Annotated in this window: 22 protein-coding genes; 13 read left to right on the forward strand and 9 right to left on the reverse strand. The window is 48.9% G+C overall.

The genetic code is table 11. The annotated features are described in order from the left end of the window. Positions 1 to 18 precede the first annotated feature (18 nt). The 4 genes from TR2A62_RS12490 to TR2A62_RS12505 are packed head-to-tail and all read left to right on the forward strand — an operon-like array spanning position 19 to position 4,868. Positions 19 to 1,287 (forward strand): flagellar hook protein FlgE, encoded by a 1,269-nt coding sequence (locus tag TR2A62_RS12490; RefSeq protein WP_009159000.1) that lies wholly within the window; start codon positions 19 to 21, stop codon positions 1,285 to 1,287. Positions 1,288 to 1,315: 28 nt separating this feature from the next. Further along, positions 1,316 to 2,755 carry a flagellar hook-associated protein FlgK gene (flgK, locus tag TR2A62_RS12495; protein ID WP_009159785.1) on the forward strand — a complete coding sequence of 480 codons (1,440 nt, stop codon included), beginning with the start codon at positions 1,316 to 1,318 and terminating at the stop codon, positions 2,753 to 2,755. Between the two features lie 2 nt (positions 2,756 to 2,757). Continuing rightward, a complete protein-coding gene (locus tag TR2A62_RS12500) occupies positions 2,758 to 3,762 on the forward strand; it encodes a flagellin (RefSeq protein WP_040820714.1) in 1,005 nt (334 codons plus the stop codon). Positions 3,763 to 3,791: 29 nt separating this feature from the next. Further along, entirely contained in the window at positions 3,792 to 4,868 is a 1,077-nt protein-coding gene (locus TR2A62_RS12505) for a flagellar basal body P-ring protein FlgI (protein WP_255346171.1), read from the forward strand. Here the strand turns inward: TR2A62_RS12505 and fliP are convergent. From fliP to fliF, 4 genes are read right to left on the reverse strand one after another with little or no spacing between them, the layout of a single operon-like run. Then, complete coding sequence (fliP, locus tag TR2A62_RS12510) at positions 4,862 to 5,593, reverse strand: flagellar type III secretion system pore protein FliP (protein WP_009160623.1); 732 nt, start codon at positions 5,591 to 5,593, stop codon at positions 4,862 to 4,864. The two genes, TR2A62_RS12505 and fliP, sit on opposite strands and share 7 nt — an antisense overlap. Next, complete coding sequence (locus TR2A62_RS12515) at positions 5,590 to 5,874, reverse strand: FliM/FliN family flagellar motor switch protein (RefSeq protein WP_009159072.1); 285 nt, start codon at positions 5,872 to 5,874, stop codon at positions 5,590 to 5,592. The genes fliP and TR2A62_RS12515 overlap by 4 nt, the downstream gene beginning before the upstream one ends. Next, the gene (locus tag TR2A62_RS17685) at positions 5,867 to 6,445 is read right to left on the reverse strand and encodes a hypothetical protein (RefSeq protein ID WP_223296113.1); all 579 of its coding nucleotides are present in this window, start codon (positions 6,443 to 6,445) and stop codon (positions 5,867 to 5,869) included. Before TR2A62_RS17685 ends, TR2A62_RS12515 begins: the two co-directional genes overlap by 8 nt. A gap of 14 nt (positions 6,446 to 6,459) precedes the next feature. Further along, the gene (gene fliF, locus TR2A62_RS12525) at positions 6,460 to 8,055 is read right to left on the reverse strand and encodes a flagellar basal-body MS-ring/collar protein FliF (protein ID WP_009160166.1); all 1,596 of its coding nucleotides are present in this window, start codon (positions 8,053 to 8,055) and stop codon (positions 6,460 to 6,462) included. Positions 8,056 to 8,175: 120 nt separating this feature from the next. Between fliF and fliL the strand changes: the two genes are divergently transcribed. The 9 genes from fliL (at position 8,176) to TR2A62_RS12575 (ending at position 17,721) form a co-directional block, all read left to right on the forward strand. Continuing rightward, positions 8,176 to 8,682, forward strand: a complete 507-nt coding sequence (fliL, locus tag TR2A62_RS12530; protein ID WP_009157729.1) for a flagellar basal body-associated protein FliL — start codon at positions 8,176 to 8,178, stop codon at positions 8,680 to 8,682. Between the two features lie 8 nt (positions 8,683 to 8,690). Beyond that, complete coding sequence (locus TR2A62_RS12535; protein WP_009158541.1) at positions 8,691 to 9,062, forward strand: hypothetical protein; 372 nt, start codon at positions 8,691 to 8,693, stop codon at positions 9,060 to 9,062. Further along, the gene (locus tag TR2A62_RS12540; protein WP_009160768.1) at positions 9,059 to 9,640 is read left to right on the forward strand and encodes a MotE family protein; all 582 of its coding nucleotides are present in this window, start codon (positions 9,059 to 9,061) and stop codon (positions 9,638 to 9,640) included. The genes TR2A62_RS12535 and TR2A62_RS12540 overlap by 4 nt, the downstream gene beginning before the upstream one ends. 76 nt (positions 9,641 to 9,716) lie before the next feature. Then, complete coding sequence (gene motA / locus TR2A62_RS12545; RefSeq protein WP_009157858.1) at positions 9,717 to 10,586, forward strand: flagellar motor stator protein MotA; 870 nt, start codon at positions 9,717 to 9,719, stop codon at positions 10,584 to 10,586. Next, positions 10,583 to 12,688 (forward strand): hypothetical protein, encoded by a 2,106-nt coding sequence (locus TR2A62_RS12550; RefSeq protein WP_009158206.1) that lies wholly within the window; start codon positions 10,583 to 10,585, stop codon positions 12,686 to 12,688. Before motA ends, TR2A62_RS12550 begins: the two co-directional genes overlap by 4 nt. Before the next feature lie 813 nt (positions 12,689 to 13,501). After that, positions 13,502 to 15,529 (forward strand): flagellar biosynthesis protein FlhA, encoded by a 2,028-nt coding sequence (gene flhA / locus TR2A62_RS12560; protein ID WP_369699519.1) that lies wholly within the window; start codon positions 13,502 to 13,504, stop codon positions 15,527 to 15,529. Positions 15,530 to 15,537: 8 nt separating this feature from the next. Further along, positions 15,538 to 16,308: a flagellar biosynthetic protein FliR gene (locus TR2A62_RS12565; RefSeq protein WP_223296114.1), complete on the forward strand. Its 771-nt coding sequence runs from the start codon at positions 15,538 to 15,540 to the stop codon at positions 16,306 to 16,308. Then, positions 16,301 to 17,383: a flagellar type III secretion system protein FlhB gene (gene flhB / locus TR2A62_RS12570; protein WP_040820717.1), complete on the forward strand. Its 1,083-nt coding sequence runs from the start codon at positions 16,301 to 16,303 to the stop codon at positions 17,381 to 17,383. The genes TR2A62_RS12565 and flhB overlap by 8 nt, the downstream gene beginning before the upstream one ends. Then, positions 17,380 to 17,721 (forward strand): hypothetical protein, encoded by a 342-nt coding sequence (locus TR2A62_RS12575; RefSeq protein WP_009158947.1) that lies wholly within the window; start codon positions 17,380 to 17,382, stop codon positions 17,719 to 17,721. Before flhB ends, TR2A62_RS12575 begins: the two co-directional genes overlap by 4 nt. On the opposite strand, the gene TR2A62_RS12580 is transcribed toward TR2A62_RS12575, so the two are convergent. Genes TR2A62_RS12580 through TR2A62_RS12600 form a run of 5 tightly spaced genes read right to left on the reverse strand, consistent with a single transcriptional unit; the run spans position 17,718 to position 20,884 of the window. Continuing rightward, positions 17,718 to 18,212, reverse strand: coding sequence for a flagellar basal body-associated FliL family protein (locus tag TR2A62_RS12580; protein WP_009158164.1), 495 nt, complete (start codon positions 18,210 to 18,212; stop codon positions 17,718 to 17,720). The two genes, TR2A62_RS12575 and TR2A62_RS12580, sit on opposite strands and share 4 nt — an antisense overlap. Positions 18,213 to 18,221: 9 nt before the next feature. Continuing rightward, on the reverse strand, positions 18,222 to 18,947 hold the full coding sequence (flgH, locus tag TR2A62_RS12585) for a flagellar basal body L-ring protein FlgH (protein ID WP_040820719.1): 726 nt from the start codon (positions 18,945 to 18,947) through the stop codon (positions 18,222 to 18,224). 11 nt (positions 18,948 to 18,958) lie between these two features. After that, complete coding sequence (gene flgA / locus TR2A62_RS12590; protein WP_009160153.1) at positions 18,959 to 19,372, reverse strand: flagellar basal body P-ring formation chaperone FlgA; 414 nt, start codon at positions 19,370 to 19,372, stop codon at positions 18,959 to 18,961. After that, complete coding sequence (gene flgG, locus TR2A62_RS12595) at positions 19,369 to 20,154, reverse strand: flagellar basal-body rod protein FlgG (protein WP_009157636.1); 786 nt, start codon at positions 20,152 to 20,154, stop codon at positions 19,369 to 19,371. Before flgG ends, flgA begins: the two co-directional genes overlap by 4 nt. Before the next feature lie 13 nt (positions 20,155 to 20,167). Then, on the reverse strand, positions 20,168 to 20,884 hold the full coding sequence (locus tag TR2A62_RS12600) for a flagellar hook-basal body complex protein (RefSeq protein WP_009158544.1): 717 nt from the start codon (positions 20,882 to 20,884) through the stop codon (positions 20,168 to 20,170).

The following is a 20,884-nucleotide window of genomic DNA, read 5'->3' on the forward strand; positions in this document are numbered from 1 at the left end:
GCAGAAAGGCTGGAAAACATGACAATTTCTTCGTCCCTGAATGCCGGGATTGCAGGCTTGGCCGCGAACGCAAGCAAGCTCGCAACGATTTCAGACAATATCGCAAACTCCAGTACCTTTGGTTATAAACGTGCGGGGGCGGATTTTCATTCTCTCGTTACTGGTAGTGGGAATGGAACCTACTCCGCTGGGGGTGTGAGTGTAACGACACAACGCATGGTAGATGCGCGTGGATCACTCGTTTCAACATCTAATGCGACCGATCTTTCTATTAGTGGTCGCGGAATGCTGCCTGTTACAAATCGATCGGGGGTTGAGAGTGGTGACAGCGCGATGATGCTTACCTCTACAGGTTCTTTTCGAACTGATTCGAATGGCTACCTGACAACCTCAGGGGGTTTGGTTTTGATGGGAGTGCCCGCTGATGGCGATGGTGTCGTCCCAACGTTTTCTCGTGACACTCAGGCTGCGCTGCAACCAATCAAGATTGATCGTACAAAATTCGTCGGTGAGCCGACAACGTCTATCCAGCTAGGGGTAAACCTACCTGCAACGGATGCTGTCGCGGGTGCGCTTGGGAGCGCGCAAGAATTAGCAGTTGAATATTATGATAACCTTGGAAATTCTGAGAACCTCATTGTTACGTTCACGCCAACTGGATCGAATGAATGGGAAATGGCCTTCAGTGATCCAAGTCTGACAACATACACCCTCTTATTTGACGATAGCCGCTCAAATGGTGGCGCGCTAGCGGACATTATGGACTCAAGTGGCGCCTCAATAGCAACAAGTTTTACGGGTGAAATTGAACTCACGATGGACGCAGGCCCGATCTCGGTTAACATTGGCGAGCTTGGTTCGGGGGGTGGTCTCAGCCAGTTGGGGGGCACCTTTGCACCAACTTCAATCTCAAAAAATGGATCCCCGGTTGGCAATATGATCTCGATCGAAGTAAACGAAAAAGGCATTGTTCAGGGGATCTTTGATACTGGGACCACGCGAGCGCTCTATCAGGTTCCCATCGTTGACGTGCCCAACCCCAATGGTCTGAAAGCGGGCAATCAGCAGACGTTTTCAATCTCACAGAACAGTGGTTCGTTCTATCTCTGGGATGCGGGTGCAGGGCCTGTGGGTGATGTGGTCAGTTACGCAAGAGAGGAGTCGACTACCGACGTGGCAGCTGAGCTGACCCAGCTGATTCAAACTCAAAGAGCGTATTCAACCAACGCGAAGGTCATCCAGACCGTGGATGAAATGCTTCAGGAAACCACCAATATTAAAAGGTAGCTTTAATGACTGTGATTGAGACTTCTCGATGAGCATTTCAAGTTCCCTGTCAAATGCTCTTTCTGGATTAACTGCTGCATCTCGCGCAGCTGAAATTGTTTCTTCGAACCTCGCAAACTCGCTGACAGATGGGTACGCGCGTAGGCGTCTTGATCTGTCATCGCAGTTAACTGGCGGTGTCGGAGGAGGTGTCCAGATTGACGGTGTTGCCCGTCTGGTTGACCGCGGTGTTTTGGCCGATCGTCGGATTTCGGATGCCAATCTAGGATTCGCTGATACCTCGGTGGCCTTCTTTCGCAACTTAGAACGCGTAATGGGGGTTCCAGGTGATCCAGGAACGCTGACTGATCGTCTAACGCAACTTGAGACAAGCCTGATTGCTGCTTCTATTCAGCCCAGTTCAGAACAGAGATTGGATGCTGTCGGTCAGTCATTTTTGGGAATCACTGCTGAATTGAATAGACTCACAGACTCCATTCAAACAGATCGAGAGCGCGCTGATGCTAGTATTGCGGCGAATGTTGATGAATTGAACGCCTCGCTAGCACTTATTGATAAGTTGAGTGACGACATCACAACTATTCGGATATCCGGTGCAGACATTTCAGCGCTCTTGGATCAAAGACAACTTGCAATCGATGCTGTCTCCAAAATTATCCCAGTCCAAGAGGTTTCTCGCGATAACAACCAAATCGCGCTTGTCTCTGCAGGTGGTGGCACGCTCTATGACAGTCAACCAGCTATTTTTTCATTTGAGAAGACCTCAACAATTACTGGTGAATTATCGGTTATCAATGGTTTGGGTCATCTAAAGTTTAATGGCACTTCTGTAAATTTTTTGGAGAATAACCCTTTCGATGGAGGCATTCTTGAGGGGCATTTTGATGTGCGCGATGAGTTTGCTGTTCAGGCCCAAACGGAACTCGATGAAATCGCGGCGAGCCTCATAGACCGCTTTCAGGGTGACGATGTCGATCCAACACAGACGGATGTTTTGGGTATTCCAGCTTTAGGTATCTTTACGGACGGTGGTCAGGCATTCAGTTCAGGGAACGAGGCAGGTGTTGCTGGCCGAATTTCTATTAATGAACTTGTTGATGTTTCACAGGACGGAAAGTCGCAGTTGTTCCGAGACGGCCTGTACGACGAGGGTGGTTCCGAGCTGGGAGATCCAACTCAGATTCAAAATTGGCTCGGCGCCCTCTCCACTCCCTTATCCGATTCTGCCTTGGCTGAAGCGACAGATGTTTTTTCTAAAATTGGCTCGCGGCGGCTGATATCTGAACGCAATTTCAGTTTTGAGAACGCTCGCTACGAGACGCTCAAACAGGCTGAACTATCTGATGGCGTCGACACCGATCAAGAGATGCAGAATTTATTACTTATCGAACAAGCCTACTCGGCTAATGCAAAGGTAATTCAGACTGTTGATGAAATGATGCAAACACTATTAAGGCTGGGATCGTGACTATGACATCAATCGGAGATCGATCGCAGGCTTTTTTTAATAGGCAGCACAATTTTGATCTGCGTTCCCGGCTTAACCAGTTCACGCAGGAATTAAGCACTGGTCAAGTCTCCGACCCTTCCAGCCACCTGGCCGGCGATTTTTCTCGGTTAGGAAGTGTTGACCAGGCTATTGCTCGCAACAACAGCTATCTGCAAAATATGACTCAGAAAGATATATTGTTCGACCACGTTCAACTCAGTCTCGGTAGCATCCAAGATCGTGTGTTGGAACTCGAAATATCTGCACGCAGTGTTGACCTCGATCAGCAGGACAGCGCGATTGCACGCATTGGAAAAAACGCCGAGAACGCCTTTGATGCGATTGTTGGAAAACTTAATGAAACAAGATTAGGACAAAGCGTCTTTTCTGGCAACGCAACAGATAAACCAGCGACTCAGACCGCAGCAGTGATTCTGGACGGGCTGCGCAGCGAACTACCTCTAGGGGCGACTGCCACGGACGTACAGCAGGTCGTTGACGAGTGGTTTGATACTGGCCCTACTGGCCGATTTTATAGCGAAATTTATACTGGCTCTAAAAATTCGGCGCCGATCAGTATTAGTTCCATCGAAAAAGTAGACCCTCTCCCGAAAGTGGATGATGATGCTATCAGACATACTCTTAAAGGCGTGATCATGATCGCCCTGACAAATCAACCCAGCAGCAAGCTAGGGCGATCTGAAAAACTCGACCTTATCGGCGCTGCCGTGGAGCCGCTCGGAAAAGCAACAATTGGCCTTATCGATATGTCTGCTGTTGCCGGAAGTTCACAAGAACGGATCGCACAGGAAACTAGTCGGCTGAATGCGGAAAATACCAGTATGGGAATCTACCGGAACAAAATGGTTTCTGCAGATCAATTCGAAACAGCGAGTAACTTGCAACAAGTTCAGTTACAGCTTGAAACACATTATACTGTAACTGCACGTCTCTCGAGACTCTCTCTTGTGGGGTATTTAAGATGAGAGCTACTTTTCATATCTTGATTTCAGTGATGATTGGCTTTTGTGTCAGTTCTGTTTCAGCCAGTCCTATTCGGCTCAAAGACCTTGTTGAGTTTGACGGCGTGCGGGGAAATGATCTTGTCGGGTATGGATTGGTTGTTGGGTTGAATGGTTCAGGCGACGGCCTGCGCAATTCACCATTCACAGAAGAAATACTATCCAGCATCCTTGAGCGTCTGGGCGTCAATGTAGCTGGCGAACAGTTTCGGCCTAAAAATGTTGCGGCCGTTTTGGTCACCGCGACGTTGCCTCCCTTTGCTCGCGCTGGAGGGACAATCGATGTTACGGTGTCTGCAATTGGTGATGCCAAGAGCCTGCGCGGTGGCACACTCGTTATGACACCGCTGAATGCAGCAGACGGAGAAATTTATGCAGTTGCTCAAGGCCCAATGATTGCCGGAGGTGCGGTCGTTGAAGGTGAGGCAGCTCGTGTAACTCAGGGTGTCCCAACGGCTGGTGTGATACCATCTGGCGCGCGAGTTGAGCGTGAAATCCTTTTTGAATTGGACGAGCTTGAGATTGTTAGGTTGGCCCTTCGCACTCCGGATTTCACGACCGCTGGCCGGATTGAAACAGCGATCAATCAGAGTTTTGGCAGGTCTGTAGCCCAGATGACTGATTCCGGAACCGTTGAGTTGAACATTGCATCCACCCGTATGCGTTCGACTGCGCATGCGCTTAGCAGGGTTGAGAATATTTTGGTAGAACCTGAACGTCGGGCTCGCGTTGTCATTGATCAACGGTCGGGAACTATTGTCCTTGGTGATGATGTTCGAATTTCAAGCGTCGCGGTTAGTCAGGGAGGGCTAACCCTCCGTGTTCAAGAGTTGCCGCAAGCCGTTCAACCGAACCCGTTTGCACCAGGGGAAACCGTTGTTGTTCCAAAGACCAATGTTGCGATCGAAGAAAATCAAGGTGCTGGTCTTGCACAAGTAAATGAAGGCACGTCACTTTCTGAAGTCATACAAGGTCTCAATGCGCTTGGTGTCGCGCCAAATGACATGATTGATATCTTAAAGAGCATTAAGTCGGCAGGTGCACTGCACGCTGAATTTATTGTTCAATAATAGGAGCTGACGAGGCTGGCACTTACCAGGCTCCAACCGTCCGCAATAACAAAAAATGCCAGTTTGAAAGGTAGCGAAACAATTGCAGGGGGCACCATCATCATCCCCATCGACATTAAAATCGCTGCGACAACTAGGTCGATTATTAGGAACGGTAGAAAAATTAAGAACCCAACTTGAAAAGCGCGCTCAATTTCGCTGAGTAAAAATGATGGGATCATTAATGAGAGCGGCGCGCTGGCGATGTCCTCACTTGTACTGGACTGTGGCCTTATATCTGTGAGCGTTTGAAAAGTATTTGGATCAATCCGCAAGGCCATAAAATCGCGAAATGGCGAAATGGCGTTGGCAAGTGCAGGTTCAATTTCGAGCTCTCCTGTGGAAAGGGGGCCAATTCCAAGCGTCCAAGATTCGATGAATACTGGTTCCATAACAAAATATGTCAGGAAGAGTGCCAGGCTTACAATTAACATGTTGGGGGGTGATTGCTGAAGGCCAATTGCCTGTCTCAAAATCGCCAAGACCGTCACAATGAATGGGAAGCAAGTAATCATGATTGCGAGCCCTGGAACGATACTTAATATCGTCACAAGAGCTAAAAGTTGGATCGACCGGCCAGCAAGTGAGGCATCGTCCCCGAAGGATAAAGAAATTTCCTGTGCAGTGACGCTTGTTGCCGAAAATAAGGCGAGAGCTAGGAAGCTAAAGCGTATTAGGCTCTTCACTTGCGCGATCCCGAAGGGGGATCAATAATCTCTGTCAGCCTGACCGCGAGTTGACTGATGTTTGTGTCTTCCAGTTCTTGAAGCTCACCGCGTGCAATAAGTTTGTCGCCGACGAAAATATCGACAGGATCTTGGATGTTCTTATCGAGTACTAGAATGGCGTTTTCATTCAGGTCTAACAGCTCACGAACCGTCGGATGAGTGCGACCGATCGAAATGGTAACCTCTATTGGAACGTCAGAAAAATTAGGACCGTCGTTTTGAGAAGGCATGTCAGTCATTGTCGTCTCCTTTAATGAATTGCGATGTTAGGGGAGCAAGCGCGTTTTGGAGTTCTTGTGTCAATCGGGATTGATCGACCAGGATCTCTGCTTCTGGTCCGGCGATGAATATTTGACCGGGTGGAATGGATTGGTCCGGCTCCAAAATGGCTGATAGCGTCGGAGTACGCTGGAGTGCAGTCTCTAGAAAGGGAGCAGAATCTGGATGAGATCGAATGACAACGCCCTTGTCCAAAGCGTCTTGCGCGCACTTTAAGAGCATCGTTTCTAGGTGATGGCCAAACGTCGTCTGAAGCGTTTTCGGGACGATACGGTCCGTAATCTGTTTAAAGAGCGGTTTCAGGCCGTACAGAATTGCAGAGCTAGCTTCTTCAAAGTTAAAGGATAACTCACAGAGCCTTTCATTTGCGCTTTGAGCTGCTTTGCTTAGTTGGTGGCTGTCAGTTTCTGTACAGGCATCCCAGCCAGCTCGGTACCCTTTTTCGTATTCCTCAAGGCGTTGCTCTTCTGCCAGATCAGCGGTGGCTTCTTCAGGCTCGCCGACCTGAAGAAGGGAGCTGAAGTCTTCCAAACACGGGGGGTGAATCATGTGGTTTTCTCGTTCTTACTTGGTGCCGCAATCCAATCCCGTAAGATATCAACGGTTTCCTCTTGCCGCTCCTCAATAAGCGCTCTGAGCCGAACCACGGGATCGTTTGGCATGGACGGATCTGCAACTTGAACAGCACCGTCTACATTTTTCATTTCACCGATTTCAGTTGCGCTTAGTCCTAGTGACGTGTCGATTTCACCGTCCAATAAGGGACCAGAATCGTCTATAAGTGCTGGTCGATATGCTCTGCCTGACATCAAAACTGGGCGCACTACAAAGAGCCCGAGCACAATTGCTACTGAGGCTGCGACTGCGATTTGGATGAGGGACATTAGGTTTAGTGAGTCAAAAAGGTTTTTGCTGCTTCCGGCGACTGTTCCTTCGACGGGTAAAGGTTCGAAGGCGAGTGAGCGGATTGTAATTTTATCCCCGCGGTTTTCGTCAAAACCAATCGCTGACGCCACGAGTTCACGTAGGTCGGCCAGCTCCTCTTCAGACCTCGGTTCGATAGTTGTGTTACCATCAGAGTCCAAGCCGTTTACACCATCCACGAGGACGGCAACTGTGATGCGTTGAACTTGTCCTGGGCCACGTGTGACTTCACGCTGTGTTTCGGACATCTCGAAATTTACTCGTTCGCGGGATTCCGAATTTTGACTGTTAGAAGTGCCGCTATCTGCTGCAGCATCGCCGTCTGGCAAGTTAGACGCGACGGTCACACTTCCTCCGTTCTGATCCGTCGATGATGTTGAGCGTTCTTCTGTCTCGGTACTAATGGCAACACGACTGTTGGGATCGACTCGCCGTTCAAGAATTGTTTCGATGTCAGTCGTCCGTTGAACGTTTAGTTCCACGACCGCATTTCCGAACCCCACCCTGGCCTCCAATAGGCGTTCAATGTTGCGTTTGATGTTTTCTGTTTCTGATGTACGTGTTGTTGGGTCGGAGGCTAGTCCAGCGCCTGACACTAATCCCCTTTGATCATCGATTATGGCGACATCTTCAGGTGACATCTGTGCTACTGCTGAAGCTACAAGGTATTGAAGTGCTTTTATCTGCTGTGTTGTTAGTCCCGCGACTCCTGTGTTCACGGTCACCGATGCGGTTGTCGCTTGGTTTCTCTGAAAGGGACGACTCGTACCATTTGAGATATGGACCCTCGCTGTTCGAATGGCAGGAGTTGCAACTATTGTGCGTGCTAGTTCACCCTCCTTAGCCCGCCAATAGGCTGCGTCAAACATTTGTGACGTTGTTCCGAAACCGGTAAGTGTATCTAACAACTCGTATCCTTGGACGGTGGGCTTGGGTAGTCCTGCACTGGCGAGGGTCATGCGCAATTGATCCCGCTTTGCGCTATCGACAAAAATACTATCACCACGAATTTCGTAGGCTGCGCTTTGTGCTTCAAGAGATGCAATGACCTCACCAGAGGCGCTGGATTCCAATCCCGAATAGAGGAGCGCGTAGGTTGGCGTGGAGGCGACACGTGTCATAAACAATACAGCAAGGAATACCGCCACGCTTGCTAGGCCTGAAATGATTTGGTTGCGCGCACCTAAAGATTTCCAAACTGAAATTATATTTTGCACCTGCTGATCTCCATCATTCGAACATTCTGCTCGCAGACAAAAAGACTTCCACGATCAGTATTAATAATTGGTTAGTTTTGTTTCGGTATCGAGGGTTAGATCGAAATTGGAGTACCCAGTATGAGCGACGCGAACGTATCGTTAGATGCCACCAGCGAAAGCGCATCGAAGAAATCCGGCAAGCTACCCATGATCATTGGGCTCGTTTTGGCGATCGCTGGGGGAGTTGGCGGCTTTCTCGCGGTTGATAACGGCTTTATCTTGAATAGCGAACAGCAGGTTGTGGCTGACGGATATTCGAGTGACCAAGCAAGAACTGTCCTGCCTGAAGTCGCGTTCGTTGTTCTCGAACCTCTCGTGATTTCGCTACCTCACCCGACGCGACGACAACACTTACGGTTCTCTGCGCAGCTCGAAGTTGTTCCCGATTACCAGGCTCAAGTTGAGGCTATTAAACCTCGAATCGTGGATGTTTTGAATGGCTATCTTCGTGCCGTGGACGTGGCTGATTTAGAAGACCTTAGTGCATTGACGCGCCTACGCGCGCAAATGTTGCGTCGTATTCAGGTTGTGACTGGACCTGAGCAAGTACGTGATCTGCTCATCATGGAATTTATATTAAACTAGAGGAAACTATGGCACTTATTGCAGATATTTTGATGACGGCAGGCGCTTTGAGTGCCGCGTTTTATTGCATCGTTTTATCTCGCCGCCTGACGCGGTTTAATGACCTTGAGAAGGGTATTGGTGGAGCTGTTGCTGTTCTGTCCGCTCAAGTGGACGATTTGAAGACGATGCTAGGGGCTGCACAAACTGCGGCATCGACGTCAACAGACAAACTTGAGAAATTAACGTCAAATGCTGAAAAGGTTGCGCAGCGTCTCGAATTGCTTGTGGCCTCGATGCACGACTTACCATTAGCAACAGAGGCTAATTCAGACGTGCCAGAGGAACCGGTCGATGAGCCGGTTTTTGCGCGCAAACCGGCCAATGAGGCCGCAGCATGAGCAAAGTTGCTTATAAAAATGGCCATGGTGTTCTTATCACGATTGCAGCGTTTCTAATGTTATCGGTTATGTTTCGCTTAGGAAGCGTTGCGGGTCCTGCGTTTGCCAAGGAAATCAGTGCGGAATCGCAGACGATTAGTGCAAGAATTGAACCTGCAGTGATGCCTCCAGAAGCACTTGACCGGCTAATAAGTGACATTCGGGCTAGGGAAGCGGCTGTTGAAGAGCGAGAACTCAAATTTGCGGATCGGATGCAAGCGCTTGATATTGCAAACGGCGAAATCGATAAGCGCTTGGAGGAACTCGTCGCTGCCGAAGAATCTTTGAAGGCGACGCTTGCTGTTGCCGAATCAGCTTTGGATACGGACATCGCTAGCCTGACAACCGTTTATGAGAGTATGAAACCTAAAGACGCAGCGGCTGTATTTTCTGAAATGGCACCGGAATTTGCAGCAGGTTTTCTTGCCCAGATGCGACCAGAGATGGCGGCTAACATATTGTCGGGCCTCGATCCGGAAACTGCATACGCTGTGAGCGTCTTGATTGCTGGCCGAAACGCGAATGTTCCGCGCGAGTAGTCAAAGAAGACAGCTTTTTAACCTTCTTCTGACATGAAGATTCTAGACATTGAAATCAAGAAAGACGGGACAGCTGATGATCGGCCTAGTTGGAATAGTTATCATTTTTGTAATGGTTTTTGGTGGCTATATTTTAGCGGGTGGAAAGATGGGGATCATTCTTAAATCCCTACCTTTTGAAATGATCATGATTGGCGGTGCGGCTGCCGGTGCGTTCGTCCTTAGCAATGATAAGGCATCGATCAAACATACGCTCAAAGATCTTCAGAAGGTTTTTAAAGGGCCAAAGTGGAAGCCGGATGACTATCGAGATTTGCTCTGTTTGTTGTTCGAGTTGATACGCATTGCACGCGCTGACGCTATAGCACTTGAAGTCCATATTGAAGCACCGGAAAAGTCCAAAATTTTTGCAAAATACGAGAACATCCTTCAAGATCAAGAGGCGGTTTCATTGATCTGTGATACGCTTCGTACTGGGTCAATGAACTATGATGATCCTCACCAGGTCGAAGAAGTACTCGACAATAGAATTGAGGAGAGTCTCAGTCGTAAGATGCACTCTACACATGCGCTTCAAACGATCGCTGACGGTCTACCAGCATTGGGGATTGTCGCCGCCGTTCTAGGTGTCATCAAAACGATGGCATCGATCGATCAACCTCCGGAAGTTCTAGGCAAGATGATTGGCGGTGCACTCGTTGGAACATTCTTGGGTGTTTTTTTGGCATATGGTTTCGTCGGTCCATTTGCGACTAAAGTAAAAGCTGTCATTGAAGAAGATGCGCATTTCTACCAGCTCATTCGTGAAGTCTTGATCGCAAATCTGCACAAACACGCCACTAATATTTGTATTGAAGTTGGAAGGCAAAACACGCCGAACCATGTCCGCCCAAGTTACTCTGAACTTGAAGATGCATTGAAAGAAACCAAAAAGGTTGCAGCATGAGAACCTTATTTTTTTTGTTGCTTCTTTGGAATTCGCCCGCTGCGGCGCAATCCGTTAACGTTCGATCAGGAGAGCATGAAACTTTTACGCGCCTGGTGTTTTCTTTGCCCGAAGAGGGAGATTGGTCGCTTGAACGAGACGAGCAAACATACTTTTTTTCCGTAGATGGCGTTTCCGAATTTCTTACCCAAGACGTCTTCGCGCGGATTCGACGTGATCGAATTGAGATGGTCAGAAATTTGGAAGAAGGACTGGCAATTGACATGGCATGTGATTGCCACGCAACAAATTTTGAGTTTGGCGAAAACCAGTTTGTGATCGACATAAACGATGGGCCCGATCCAAAAGAGGCTGTAGTGAATGAATCCACTTATGAAACAAGAGCTGCTGCTGTGGATTTGCCTCTCATTCTTAATGATCGCAAAAACATGGATGACACTTTGCTGCCCATGAAGCTGGAAAGTCCGGTAGACGAAGGCGTTCAAGAGATACAGCGTACAATATTGGAAACTTTTTCACGTGCGTCTGCGGAGGGTTTGATTAGCATACGCGAAAATCTTCAGGACCAGGAGCTTGAGCCAACCTCTAAACACCCATTGAACGTGGTTATCATGGACCCTGCGCAAGTACGATCGCTCACAGCTATAGAGTCATTCGACTCAGCTGATAGCGCAGAGCAAAACCTTAGCACAAACATGAATCTATGCAGTTCAGCAGATCTATTTGCTGTTCAAGACTGGAGTGATGGCCAATCTTTTGGCGCTCAAATTGGTTCCAAGCGTGCGTTGCTGTTTTCTGCGGTTGACCGTTTGAAAGCAGAAGCAGCTATCGATCTTGTGAAAACCTATCTGCATTTTGGCTTTGGGGCAGAAGCGCTAGTTCATCTTGATAGCCAAGACGTTTCCGACGAAGTCAGGGCGCTTGTCCTGATCGCAGAGATTATGGAATTTGGGAAAGTGCAAAATCAGGATCATTGCACTCCTGAATCACCGATCTGGAGATTGCTGACAGATGCGGCGTCAACAGCAGAAACGGATGTAAATGACATCCAATTGGCCTTTTCTAATTGGCCACCGCATTTACAGCGTCACCTTGGACCCATTATAGCTCAAAAGCTTGTCATTCGAAATGAAGCTGAAGCGGCGACGCGGCTTCTGGCGATGTCATCTAGAAATGCTGGTCGGGTACCTGTTGAGGTCCTTCAAACGCAGTCTGCACTCGAGGTTGCATCGGACGAAGTCGAGCAGGCGCGGAGCTCATTGAGATCACTAGTTTTTGAAAACCCACGGGCTGAAATTAAAAGTGTGGCTAGTTTGATTGAGTTGGAAATTGAGCTGGATGGTTTTGTTGATGATGCGCTCTTGGAATTGGCTGAAGCAATGCTCTTCGAAGCTTCGCCCGATACTGAAAGATCTTTGCTCGCGGCTGCAATAGTCGAAGCGTTTCTTGCAAGAAACGAACCTGTCGCAGCGTTATCTTTCGCAAATCGTGAATTGCCAAACGATTTAGAAATCTTGAATGCAATTGTCAAAGCAGCGGTTGAGGTCGATGATGACGGTGCATTCTTAAGAACAGCTTACGCCGCGCCTTATGAGCTCCTTGATCGAAATGTTCAAAACATGGCTGCTGAACGGCTCACAGAACTCGGATTTTTGGAATACTCAGAGACGCTTATTGAAGCAGATGCCACCGGTGATGCGGCTAGAGGACGTCGGTTTGCGCGGGCAAATAACAAGGCAAAGCGTAATCAGTTTTTTGAAGCAAGTGTGATTCTGACGGGGATGACAGATGATAGATCACAATCTATCTTGAAAGAGATCCTTGCTGCCCCCCAATCAGATATCGAAAACGTACTGGAAACTGCGCGTGCCGCAAACTTAGACTTTGACGCAGATCTCTCTTGGAGAACACGTCAATGGGCGGCCCTCTCCGCACAAGATTCTGATCCCTTATTGGCGAGTTTGGGAGAACAGCTGATATTCTCTGACAGGCCGGCTGAAACGCAATCGGAAACACTGGCCGATCGACGCGCTGTTATCGTGCAATCAGAAAAAACACGTGATTTGATTGCTCAGATGTTTCAGCGCTTTGACTCGCCTTAGCCTTGATTTTTCCCCAATTGAACACGTTTTGGAAAGGATTTGATTATAAGGTGTTTATCGAAGAAGCAGAAAGCTCTTGATGGATAAGCACTGTAAAATATTTGGTTTCGTCATAGCTGACATGGGTCACATTTGCACAAAGCCGACGACAGAAAAATCTTTAGACCATATCGATGGCTGTTGCGATACTACGCGTTTCACAGCTCGGGAGCAGGTTGTGCCGTGCGCTTTTATGCGAGCAGTTTCGCTTATTGCTACGGAGCGATCCATTGACGGGCAGACCAGGCTTCGGCCAAGGGCTGTCAATATGGAGGGTGCGGGGCAGTGGTTTGCTACTGGGGCCGTTTTACCTCGGGATGCTCAGAAAAAGTCTGCACAAAAAGCACAGAGCTCTGCCGCTGGCTGCCTCCGGCTGATCTGCAGATGGTATGGTCACTACTTTTCATCAGTTGATGAGATGATTAATCCTGTTCAAAATGCTAGGTACACAGCACGTTTTCTGCTGCAATTTCTCAATGAGTTTGGACTCTGGCCTACAGCGGTCGTGGCCTATCGTTTGCGAACAATCAGCTTTGCGAAGCGCTACAAAGATCGAGTTTTAAAAATATATTCATGCGTCAAGGAAGGAGCGCCACTCACAGCTTTAGCTCGCAGTGAGCCCACGCGACTTGCAAACTTGTATATTTGGCCAACATCTACTCAGAATTTACTGACACCTGGTTTTCTTATTCAATTATTGAAGGGGGCCGTGCTGTGACACCTTTCTCTATCCGCGAATTTTTCAATCCAACAATTTTGCTGGCCATGGCATTGATGGCAGTCATTGTCATGATGATTCTGCCAATGCCAGCATGGGTGCTGGATTTGGGGCTTGCAGCATCTTTTTCGCTTGCGATTTTGATCTTTACGGTAACTCTTTTTATAGAACGGCCACTGGACTTTTCGGCTTTCCCAACTGTTTTGCTCGCATCGCTTATGTTGCGGCTTTCTCTCAATGTTTCCTCAACAAAATTGATAATTGGAGAGGGCCATACTGGCACTCAAGCCGCCGGTCATGTCATTGAAGGTTTTGCAAACTTTGTAATGAACGGAAACGTCTTCTTGGGACTGGTCGTTTTTGGAGTGCTGTTGATCGTCAACTTCATGGTGATCAATAAAGGCGCTACTCGCATGGCTGAAGTTGGTGCTCGCTTCGCGCTGGATGGAATGCCAGGTAAGCAACTTGCGATTGATAGCGATATGGCTGCCGGGGCAATCGATCACCTTGAAGCCAAGGAACGCAGAGACAGGGAACAAGCGGAAACAACGTTTTTTGGATCCCTCGATGGCGCATCAAAATTTGTTAAAGGTGATGCAATCGCGGGACTGTTAATTACATTGCTCAACCTTGTAATGGGTCTTGTGATCGGAGTGTCTCTACACGGAATGCCATTTGGTGTCGCTTTCGAGACCTATGCAATTTTGACTGTCGGTGACGGCCTTGTTTCTCAAATTCCAGCAGTAATTATCTCGATTGCATCTGCATTGTTGCTGGCAAGAGGAGGAGCGACGGGTAGTACCGACATTGCGATTATATCACAACTCGGCAAGCACGCCTCCGCTCTTGCGACTGTTGCTGTCTTGATGCTGCTGTTTGCATTTGTCCCAGGATTGCCTTTTGTCCCGTTTGTGATTGGCGCATTACTATTGGGGGGCTGTGCGTGGCTTTCCAAGCGCCACGCGGACAGTTCAAAAGCTTCCCGTGCTGACACGAACCCCGCTCTGCCTGAGCCAAAAGAGCCGTCGATGGGTGACGTCCTTGATCTCGACGATATCCATGTTCAGTTTGCGCCAGATCTTGTCAGTATGGTGTTGGACCCGGCGACCGGGCTAGAGGCTCGCATAGCAAATATGCGGAAACACGTAGCCACTGAATTTGGTTTATTGCTTCCCGAAATTAGGCTCACCGATGATGTAACCTTGAAAAATGGCGAATACGTCATAAAAATTCACGGCGTCGCCCAAGCTGCCGATGAATTGATGCCTGACCATATTCTGGCACTCCTTTCCACGGAGGGAGACATAGGGATCAGTGGAGACGCTGTGAAGGAGCCGGTTTATGGAGCCCCTGCGCGATGGATTTCGCTGGCTGAACAGGAAAAAGCTATACTTGCGGGATTGACCACTGTTGCACCAAGTGAGGTTCTTGCCACCCATTTGCTCGAGATCATTAAACAGAACTTTTCGCGATTGCTTACTCTGAAAACACTTCGTCGTTCATTGGCTGAGATGAGTAATTTAAGTGATCCCGCGCGTTCAGAAGCGAATACCAATCTGATAAATGAGTTAGTTCCCGACAAGGTTCCTGTAGAAGTGTTGCTTGCGGTAATGCGTCTGCTTTTGGACGAACGCGTGTCCGTTCGAAATCTGCCCCTTATTCTTGAAGCGACGGCCGAAGGACGGCAAAGCTATCAGACAGTTGAAGGTATCACTGAGCATGTCCGACAACGGCTTGGGTTTCAGTTGATCGCTGGATTAAGGCGGATCGATGGAACGATCCCCCTCGTCCAATTGGCTCCAGAATGGGAAGAGACTTTCAGCGCGTTTCAGCTTGATGGCGATCGGGGATCTGGCGAAATTGCGCTACCACCTGATCAATTCAATCGATTGGCTGAGGCGATCGTGGACCGGATCACCGCGGCGAGTGAAAGTGGGATTTATCCGGCATTGGTGACGTCGATGAGGCGTCGGCGATTTGTGAGAACTGTCATGGCAGCCAAAGGTCTTCAAAACCCAGTTCTCTCCTTTGAAGAAATTGGAACTGATGCGAAGCCATCGCTCGTTGGAATGGTAGCCGCGTGACGCTAGACTTGTCAGATCTTACATCGAGTGGTTATCCTTGGCTTTTTGGTGCAGCCGTTATCTTTCTGCGCGTTGGTGCCATGATGGCAGTATTGCCGGGCCTGGGAGAAAGGTCTGTACCCGCAAGAGTAAGGCTAGGCCTAGCGATCGCTTTGACAGTTTTGGTCACTCCCTTGATCGCGCCTGATTTACCAGAGCCAGAAGAGGTTTCAAATTTGGTGGGTCTTTTGCTGATCGAGGCCTCCATTGGGCTCTTACTTGGCATGTCACTCCGGTTGTTTGTATTTACGCTAAGCACCGCAGGCGCGATTGCCGCCCAATCAACATCGTTGTCACAGATTTTTGGTGGATCAGCTGGTGCTGAAGCGCAGCCTGCGATTGGTCACGTTCTTGTTACGGGGGGGCTCACGATCGCAATGATTACAGAACTTCATCTACGGGTCGTTGAATTCATAGTTATGTCCTATGGCAGCTTTCCGACTGGAGTACCGTTGTCTGCTACTTTTGTTGCAGACTTTGGCGTCAGTCGAGTTGCTGCATCCTTCGCCTTTGCATTTACTTTAGCAGCACCGTTTTTTATTGCCTCGTTGATCTACAACGTAACCCTTGGCGTAATTAACCGTGCTATGCCTCAATTGATGGTTTCATTCGTTGGTGCTCCGGTGATCACAGCTGGTGGACTTGTTTTACTTGCGCTTTCCGCGCCCACTCTCTTGGGTTTGTGGATCGATGCGTTCCACGATTTTATGGGTGCACCTTCTAGGGGACCAAATGGCTGAGGACGACACCGAGAAACCACACGAAGCCACTGCGAAAAAGTTAGAAGATGCGCGAAAAAAGGGTGAGTTTCCTAAGTCAGTGGATCTGACGACTTCGGCAAGTTACGCTGGAATGCTTATTGTTATGGCCGTTTTTGGTTCGTTTTCGATTGAACGATTTGGCGCGTTAATGGTCCAGCTTATCTCTGAACCAGTGGCACTGGCACATGTCGCTTTTTTGGCGCCAGGAGGGGCGCAGGCTAAATGGGTCATCCTTGGATTGGCAACACAATTAGCACCATGGTTTACGGTCCCTGCTTTATGTGCGCTAGTTGCGCTAGTTACACAGCGCGCGATTGTTTTTGCGCCGACCAAACTGGCGCCTAAAATCTCAAGAATTTCATTACTTTCCAATGCCAAAAATAAATTTGGACGTTCAGGATTATTCGAGTTTCTAAAAAGCTTTTCAAAGCTCACGATCTACTCGATCATTCTCAGTGTTTTTCTTTCAATCAAGCTGCCAATTATTTTATCGTCGATGACAACCCAACCGAGGCTCATTTCCGCGCAATTGGCTACGCTGATCGTTGAACTTCTCAGTTTGGTATTGGTTGTGTCCATAATAATTGGAGGAGTGGATTACCTTTGGCAGCATGCGGAACATTTAAGAAAGAACATGATGTCGGATCAAGAAATCAAGGACGAGCACAAAAACAATGAGGGTGATCCTGGAATGAAGCAGGAACGTCGACAGAGAGGATATGACATTGCGATGAACCAGATGCTTGGTGCTGTGGAAGAAGCAGATGTTGTGATCGTCAACCCAACACATTTTGCTGTAGCGCTGAAATGGGACAGAAGCCGAGGGTCGGTGCCTAAATGCTTGGCAAAGGGTGTGGATGAAATCGCGGCGAGAATTAGAGAACGTGCCGCTGAGGAAGCCATACCTATTCACAGTGATCCACCCACCGCCCGAGCCCTTTATGCCACCGTCGAAATTGGGCAAGAAATCAGGCCAGACCACTACAAAGCAGTAGCCGCAGCAATTCGCTTCTCTGACTCGATACGCGCTCGCATGTCAGGGAAAAGTAGATGAACGAGAACCGGCTTGCCGCTTTGGCTGATCTGACTGATTTAGACTTTCAAATTGAACGCTCTCGCCTTGCGGCGCTCAAAAAAAGAGAAGATGAGCTAAAAAACATGTTGGATAACTTGCAAGATCAACTCAAAGAAAGAACCCAACAGCTTTTGGGAGATGTTGACCTTGCCTGTTTGGCAGGCGTTGATATTCAATGGCAGAAATGGATCGAGATACAAAAGAGAGAAATAAACTTCGAACTTGCGACGATCCGAGTCGAGTCACATGAACAAACTCGACGTGTGGCTTTCAAATTCGGAAGAAACCAAGTCGCGAAGCAGATCGCGGGAAACTAGACATCCTGCCGCATTATTTCGATGATTAAGACATCTTTGGCCAGGTTCCCAAAGACATCTTTGGCGGAAACCAGTAATTCGTGTCTAAGGATATCCATTGTGTTGCTGTTGGTGAATTCGCCAGCGAATCCACCAATGTTGGCGTGGTTAAATAGGGTTTGGATAAAGGCATCCCGCAATTTAGGTTCGCGCTGATAGACCGTCTCTTTTTCTCCAGGCGCAACTTCGATACTTAATGTCAGAATGACGAGGTTCTGTACGCGACCGTCTGTCACGACTGGGACAACAAATTGATTGTTTAGTTTCGCATATTCAAAATCAGAAGAATCGACACTATCAGGTTCTTCCATGACAAGATCACCATCACTGCTAGGGCCACAGGCGTATTCTGTGGCTTCGTTCGAAACCTGATTTGATTTATTAAAAAAGCCAGCACCGACACCAGTTCCAGTACCAATGAGGGCGATCAAGATGGGAAGAATTTTCTTCATAGAAAAACCTCAAAATGGAAGGATGATATCCGCGATTTGTTGCCCGTAACGCGGTTGCTGCATGTCGCTGATTTGGCCGCGTCCACCATATGAGACTCTTGCCGAGGCAATCTTGTCATAGGTGATTTCATTTTGCCGCGTTATGTCCTTGGGTCGAACAAATCCAGAGACAAGCAGCTCTCTGAGCTCGAAATTGACGCGGACCTCTTGGGTCCCCTGTATCGACAAAACCCCGTTTGGAAGGACGTCGACGACAGTCGCAGCCACTCGGAGGGTTAGCTTTTCATTACGACTGACCGAGCCATTTCCAGAAGATGCGCTCGACGAGTTTAAAGAGACCGCTTCACTTAGAGTTGCCCCTTCCGGTAAGGATTGGTCAACACGTTGTGGAATGCCAAACAGAGATGGCACAGACAGGTTTTCAGAACCGCTTCTTGCTCGGTTCGATGAATTCGAAATCTCAGCCTTGTCGTCAATCTCAATCACGACTGTCAAGATATCGCCCCGCGTGGCTGCTCGTTTATCCCCGAACAATGACTCACGCCCGCCACTCCAGAGTGATGCATTGGCGACGGGTGGTGTTTGGACTAACGTTTGTGGAAGGCTGGGAGTCATCATTGCAGTATGTTCAATGGTTGAGCGGACTGGCGTAATTTCAGGTTCTTGCCCTACTGACTCCATTCTCGCGCAGCCGGACATAATCAGAAAAATTGGCAAAATAAATTTGGAGTTCATAGCTAACCCTCTCATTGCGAGACCGAGACGGTCCCATCCGTCAAAATTCGCGCTGAGATTGTTGCGCGGGACGCCAGATTCATAACGCGAATCCGGTCCCCAGGCCCGCCTCGGGATAGAGAGCGGGCTTCAGTTTTCATGGTTAAACCGCCATTGGAGAATGTGATGAGAATGATCTGGTTACGCTCTACCGTTGCGGGTGGCCCAACATCTTCAACGCGAATTGGACGTCCCGCATAAAGCGCAACTTTGGCTTCCATCCCGACGACAAGATCTGGATGATCTGCTGCCCATTCTGTATTAGCAGAATGGAGGACAATGTCGCTTGGTGCGATGATTGTCTGTGGTCGGATCGTTCGAGACGCGAGTACTGTCTCAGCCGAGACGGGCGCTGCCAAAAAGAGTAATGAAATTAGCCACTTCATCTGATTTGCACCATGGAACTCAGCATTTGGTCTGCTGCAGTGATGACTTTAGAATTGAGTTCATATCCGCGTTGCGCTTCGATCAAATCGGTTACTTCCTTTACAGGATCAACCGAGCTGTCCTCCAAGTAACCCTGCCGAAGCACGCCCAGCCCATCTTGGCCTGGCTCGGTCACGATTGATGGTCCGGAAGCTGATGTTTCTAAAAATAGATTGTTTCCAATGGCTTCAAGCCCGCGCGGATTCGTAAAACCTGACAGCGTAAATTGCCCCAACAATTCGGGTTCTACCCTGTCGGTGAAATAGCCATAAATTTCGCCCTCGGCGTTGATCGAAATTGATCGCGCATCGCGGGGGATTGTGATGTCGGGCACGACAGGGAAGCCGTCCGAGGTGACGATTAAACCGTCGCCAGTCCGCTTGAGCCCACCATCGCGGGTGTAGGCTGCATTGCCATTAGGCAAAGTTACTTCAAGATAACCCTCGCCCTCAATCGCGACGTCTAGGTCTCCTCCGGTCGCACTCAATGCACCCTGCGAAAGGATCATTGAAACGGCTGTTGGCCGCACTCCAAGACCTAGCTGAACACCCGTTGGCAATACTGTGCCATCTGCGGCGTTGATTGTTCCGGGTCGCGCGATCTGTTGGTAGTGTAGGTCCGCAAATTCGGCACGTCTGGCATTGTAGCCAGTTGTGTTCATATTGGCCAAGTTGTTTGAAATTACCTCGACGCGCATTTGTTGTGCGGCCATTCCGGTTGCTGCGATTTGTAGGGCTCTCATGGTGCTCCTCTCTCTATCGGCTCATGGATTGCAGGACGTTGCGAATTCGTTCATCTTCTTTGTCCAAGAAGGATTGCCCGAGCTCATATGCGCGTTGCACCTCGATCATTCGCGAGATTTGTAGAATTGGATCAACGTTAGAGTCCTCGAGAAACCCTTGAACCAGCCGTGCGTCCGGTGCAGCGTCAAAGCCCGATGGTGCATTGAACATCACCCCATCCTGTCGGAGTAATTCTTTGGGGTCATTGGGTTGAACGATTCCCACCTGACCGATTGGGGTTCCACCCGCACTGATTGTGCCATCTGCAGCAATCCCGATTGAATCTGCGCCTGTTGGGATAAACACAGGTGCTCCTCCACTATCCAGAACGGGATACCCGTCGGCAGTAACAAGATCGCCATTGCTGTTGGGGGTGAAAGCGCCAGCTCTTGTAAGGCGATCGCCATCTGGAGTTTGAACCAGAAAGTACCCTTCCCCTTCAATCGCTAGATCAAACGTTCCACCTGTTTTGGTGAGACCGCCTTGCAGTATAGATGTTTCGCGAACATTCGCAGTTGCCATAGAAATCGAGGAATGGTCTTGATCAACCGCTGCGACGTATTCGGAAAATGTGATGCCTTCTTGCCGGTATCCTGAGGTAGCAGCATTCGCGATATTGTTCGCAATAACACGCATTTCTTTCATCAGTCCCGATTGGCGGGTGAGTGTGGCGTAGGTAGAATTTTCCAA

The organism is Thalassobium sp. R2A62, assembly GCF_000161835.1.
In the GTDB taxonomy this organism is placed as follows: Bacteria; Pseudomonadota; Alphaproteobacteria; order Rhodobacterales; family Rhodobacteraceae; genus Thalassobium.

Bases quoted from the DNA above. Each gene is read 5' to 3' on its own strand.
- TR2A62_RS12490 (WP_009159000.1), top strand. From the start codon at position 19: ATGACAATTTCTTCGTCCCTGAATGCCGGGATTGCAGGCTTGGCCGCG.
- flgK (WP_009159785.1), top strand. From the start codon at position 1,316: ATGAGCATTTCAAGTTCCCTGTCAAATGCTCTTTCTGGATTAACTGCT.
- TR2A62_RS12500 (WP_040820714.1), top strand. From the start codon at position 2,758: ATGACATCAATCGGAGATCGATCGCAGGCTTTTTTTAATAGGCAGCAC.
- TR2A62_RS12505 (WP_255346171.1), top strand. From the start codon at position 3,792: ATGATTGGCTTTTGTGTCAGTTCTGTTTCAGCCAGTCCTATTCGGCTC.
- TR2A62_RS12515 (WP_009159072.1), bottom strand. From the start codon at position 5,874: ATGACTGACATGCCTTCTCAAAACGACGGTCCTAATTTTTCTGACGTT.
- fliL (WP_009157729.1), top strand. From the start codon at position 8,176: ATGAGCGACGCGAACGTATCGTTAGATGCCACCAGCGAAAGCGCATCG.
- TR2A62_RS12535 (WP_009158541.1), top strand. From the start codon at position 8,691: ATGGCACTTATTGCAGATATTTTGATGACGGCAGGCGCTTTGAGTGCC.
- TR2A62_RS12540 (WP_009160768.1), top strand. From the start codon at position 9,059: ATGAGCAAAGTTGCTTATAAAAATGGCCATGGTGTTCTTATCACGATT.
- motA (WP_009157858.1), top strand. From the start codon at position 9,717: ATGATCGGCCTAGTTGGAATAGTTATCATTTTTGTAATGGTTTTTGGT.
- TR2A62_RS12550 (WP_009158206.1), top strand. From the start codon at position 10,583: ATGAGAACCTTATTTTTTTTGTTGCTTCTTTGGAATTCGCCCGCTGCG.
- flhA (WP_369699519.1), top strand. From the start codon at position 13,502: ATGGCAGTCATTGTCATGATGATTCTGCCAATGCCAGCATGGGTGCTG.
- flhB (WP_040820717.1), top strand. From the start codon at position 16,301: ATGGCTGAGGACGACACCGAGAAACCACACGAAGCCACTGCGAAAAAG.
- TR2A62_RS12575 (WP_009158947.1), top strand. From the start codon at position 17,380: ATGAACGAGAACCGGCTTGCCGCTTTGGCTGATCTGACTGATTTAGAC.
- TR2A62_RS12580 (WP_009158164.1), bottom strand. From the start codon at position 18,212: ATGAAGAAAATTCTTCCCATCTTGATCGCCCTCATTGGTACTGGAACT.
- flgH (WP_040820719.1), bottom strand. From the start codon at position 18,947: ATGAACTCCAAATTTATTTTGCCAATTTTTCTGATTATGTCCGGCTGC.
- flgA (WP_009160153.1), bottom strand. From the start codon at position 19,372: ATGAAGTGGCTAATTTCATTACTCTTTTTGGCAGCGCCCGTCTCGGCT.
- flgG (WP_009157636.1), bottom strand. From the start codon at position 20,154: ATGAGAGCCCTACAAATCGCAGCAACCGGAATGGCCGCACAACAAATG.